This is a genomic window from Geobacillus jurassicus NBRC 107829, assembly GCF_001544315.1.
Lineage (GTDB): Bacteria > Bacillota > Bacilli > Bacillales > Anoxybacillaceae > Geobacillus > Geobacillus jurassicus.
The window spans coordinates 1-3,606 of the sequence record NZ_BCQG01000101.1; the positions used below are offsets into that span (position 1 = coordinate 1).

The 3,606-nt window shown below is 39.1% G+C and carries 3 protein-coding genes and 1 pseudogene; all 4 read right to left on the bottom strand.

The window, feature by feature from the left end:
• The coding region (locus GJ1_RS17135; protein WP_066235073.1) for an IS4 family transposase at window positions 1-969 on the bottom strand (969 nt) is incomplete at its 3' end.
• A 133-nt stretch (window positions 970-1,102) separates the two neighbouring features.
• A pseudogene (locus GJ1_RS17140) lies at window positions 1,103-1,636 on the bottom strand (nuclease-related domain-containing protein); the annotation flags it as partial.
• 376 nt (window positions 1,637-2,012) lie between these two features.
• The gene (locus GJ1_RS17145; RefSeq protein WP_042412468.1) at window positions 2,013-3,125 is read right to left on the bottom strand and encodes a DNA cytosine methyltransferase; all 1,113 of its coding nucleotides are present in this window, start codon (window positions 3,123-3,125) and stop codon (window positions 2,013-2,015) included.
• Window positions 3,126-3,282: 157 nt separating this feature from the next.
• Window positions 3,283-3,606, bottom strand: a 324-nt coding sequence (locus GJ1_RS17150; RefSeq protein ID WP_157068420.1) for a transposase, incomplete at its 5' end; no start/stop codon positions are given.

Genomic DNA, 3,606 nt, shown 5'->3' on the forward strand with positions numbered 1-3,606 from the left:
AAGTGCCACCCAGATTTGCGTATACACCGCGTTCTCGCTCGTTCCCCAAAACCGTTTGATTCGTAAATGTTGCTTCATCCATTTAAAAAACGTTTCAATTTTCCACCGACAGCGATACAAATCTGCGATTTCCTTGGCGGATCGATCGAAACAATTGGTCACTAAGACAATGACCGTTCCTTCGCTGTCCTTCGTTTGAATCAGGCGAAGGGGATGTTTCATTTTCGTCTTGTTCGTCCCAAGAACCCCTTCTTGATCCCGCATAATCGACTCGTCATCTGGGCGTTGTTCATTCCATACTTCGACAATCGCATTGTCTTTCAAACGGGTGATGAACGAAATTCCTTCTTCGCACAATCGATCGAACTGCTGGTAATCGACATATCCCCGATCGAATAAATAAATGGCTTCCTCATCGTAGGTGATGAGTTCCTCCATTTGTGTTCGATCTGCGTGTTTGGCAGGAAGAAGAACCCATCGATCAGGAATCGTCATGTCGTTTTGCACCACCACCCGCAAATGAAGGCGAACGCCTGCTTTGGTTTTCCGAAACGTTGCCCACGTATATTGCCCGATGCACATGCTCATCGTTGTCGAATCAATAATGTGTAATCGACGAATCTGTTCAACCGTCGGTGTTGCTTGGAGTTGACGCTGAATCGTCTGTACGAGATGATGGAAAATCGTCTCGAATAACGATGGAGAAAGATGTTTTAGCTTCCTTGATAGTTGCGACGTACTAATGGCATCAAACTCCAATTCCGTGTGAAGCTCTTTCGTGTCTTTTACGTGTTTCGCCATCGCTGTCAAGCTGTCGATTTCGTTGATTTGCGCAAAAATCAACAATTGTAAAAAACGATACGCAGACAGCTTTTTGATGTATTTATCTACGTCGATGATAGGGATTAGTTTCGAAAAAACACGCACATCGAGCTCTTTCCAAACCGCTTGAAATGTGGTACAATCCATGAGAAGACCTCCTTGTAATTAGGTGTTGTGTGGAACAGAAACATTCCTAATTATAAGGAGTTTTTTTATTTGTTGCATCCTTTTTTGTCTTCAGCTACTTGACAAAGCGAAAATTTTTTTATGCAAAGCTAATGATATTTAATATTTTTTCAAATAACACTTCCTCGCTAAACGATTCTTTATCTGGATCAATTTCATCGCGTAATAAACAAAGATTGGGGTCAATCACTGGATAAAGTTGCTTTTTTACTAAATCTTTCTGTGTTAAACGAGTAAACACAACCCCATACCCGTAAGGAAATTTTAATTGAAATCGATATTTTCCTTCTAAGTGCACTAAGTTTTTGTCTCTTTTTAATACATTCACAATATGAAAAGCATTTTCACGCGCTTGTTTAAACGGACTTTTTACCGTAGTTTGTTCTCCTGCTCTATTTACAATCGTCCACTCATCATTGTTTAGTTGAAGAAGCGTAGACAGCGTATAGTTTTTTACTTCCAAAACGACAATCCCTAAATCTGGACCAATGATGACAAAATCAGGACGTCTCCCTTGAATTTCTGGCTCATAATATACGATATAATCATCGGGTAAGAATGTTTTCAACGTTCGAAACAGCAATCGTTCCCCAGCCGTTGCACTTGAACGAATGATTTCTGTATAGATGCAATTTGAAGCTTTACCATTTGCAGCTTTTACCGAGCATTGGATCGACTGTCGAAAAATGGACAAGCCACTTTTCCGTCAAGGATATGGTAAACTTTTTCGTTGCATCTATATGGAACCGTATATGCCATATATTTCAGCTCCAATATTTCAGCTCCAATATTTCAGCTTCATCCTATCCGGCGTGCCTAAAATCTTGGAATTTATATTAAAATCTGTTTAGAGTAGAATCTAATAACTTTAGATTAAAAGTAAGTAAAGAAGTAAAGAAAAATAAATTTTATCTTCTTTGTTATACTTAAAAAATATTTGGATATCCATAAAAAGTAAGAAATGGAAAGATAATCATTCGCTATTTGACCTTATTCCAAAACTCTTAGTTAGTAAGAGATTGTAAAGGTTCATTTGATTTTAATAATTCTTCTATATTCCATTTTGGTTCCACAAATTCATAAGGAATACCGGCAAAAGTTTTTAATATTGCCTCAAAAATAACTTTTGCTGCTTTTGGAGGAACAGCCATTCCAATTTGCTGACGTACTTTTTCTTTGCTTCCTTCAAAAATAAAATCATCAGGAAAAGTTTGTAACCTAGCTCTTTCTCTATTCGTTAATGCTCTTGGTTCTTCCCAATGGTATACATGAGTACCTCCCCCTCCACTTCCTGTTATAGTATATGAAGGATAATCAGGATGAAGTCTTCTATAAATTTGACTCATTCGAGTGCGTTTTACCTTTAGTCGAAGTTCTTCAGGAATTCCTTCATACCATGCATTTTCTCCTGGAGGTATATATTTCAACATTTCAACTGTTTTTGCTTTGTGACGAGTAAATTCATGATTCGGTGCATCTGCCGGTATTGGCGGATTAGTAATAGCTTCTCTCGAAGTAATGTAACAATCTGGCGTTGTCGGCGCGGGAACTTTAAACTCTACATTTTGGTCACTACGGATACCCACAATAATAATTCGGTGACGAGTCTGCGGCACTCCATATTCTTCGAACTTATATAAATGAGGAACAAGCTTATATCCTTTTCCAGCTTCAGATAGTTTTCTTAATATCTGAATAAAAGCCTTCCCGTCATTTACACTCTTAAGTCCACCTACATTTTCTGCTACAAAAAATAAAGGATTATGATAATTAATGACTTTTATCCCATAGGTATAAAGTGAACCGTATTTTCCCTCTATACCCTTTTGTTCTCCCACAATGCTATAATCATTGCAAGGAAAACCAAAAGAGAATGCATCTATTGGAGGTAAACTCTCAATATCCAAATCCTTGACATCCTTTACATATACAGTAGGATCATCTGGATTACCACAAATATTCCTACGATAAGTTTTACATGCTGATTCACAGTAATCAACTGCCCAAGCATGATTAATCTTGTAAATATTTCCGTTTTCATCAGTTACTTTTGCCCACTTTGCACCTAAAGCAAGTCCTCCTGGACCACAAAACAGTTCTCCTTTACGAAATATCATTTTTTCCCCTCCAACATCTCTGTCTTTCTGAAATATTGGCAATACTACACCATGTGGTATTGGAGGAATCATAAGTCATGATATCAATTAATTTACTGTAGATGAGCATTTTTGATTACAATAATTTCCATGGTTTAAGAGACAAACAGGGTATCCCTTAGGCGACATGGAGCTGTTTTTTGACAACATCAATGGGAATATCTTGCTTCGCGGCGTCATAAATGAACTCCACGACGCTGTGTCCTTTCCGCGACCGAAGAAGCTCCAGTCCGGCGGAGAGGTCTTGTTGAGATTCGGCTATGCTGTACACGCAAGCCAACAACACGGTCACCCAGTACCGTTTGACGGCCCGAACGTGGCGGACGCGGTATCCATCAAGCTTCAGCTGATCTTTCGCCTGCCGGAAAAAACACTCGATCGTCCAACGTTGGGCATAGCAACGCAAGATCTCTTCATCGTCGAGCCCCCGGTCGGTGCTCAA

Coding starts and splice junctions, on each gene's coding strand:
- GJ1_RS17145 (WP_042412468.1), bottom strand. CDS start 3,125: ATGATATTTCGTAAAGGAGAACTGTTTTGTGGTCCAGGAGGACTTGCT.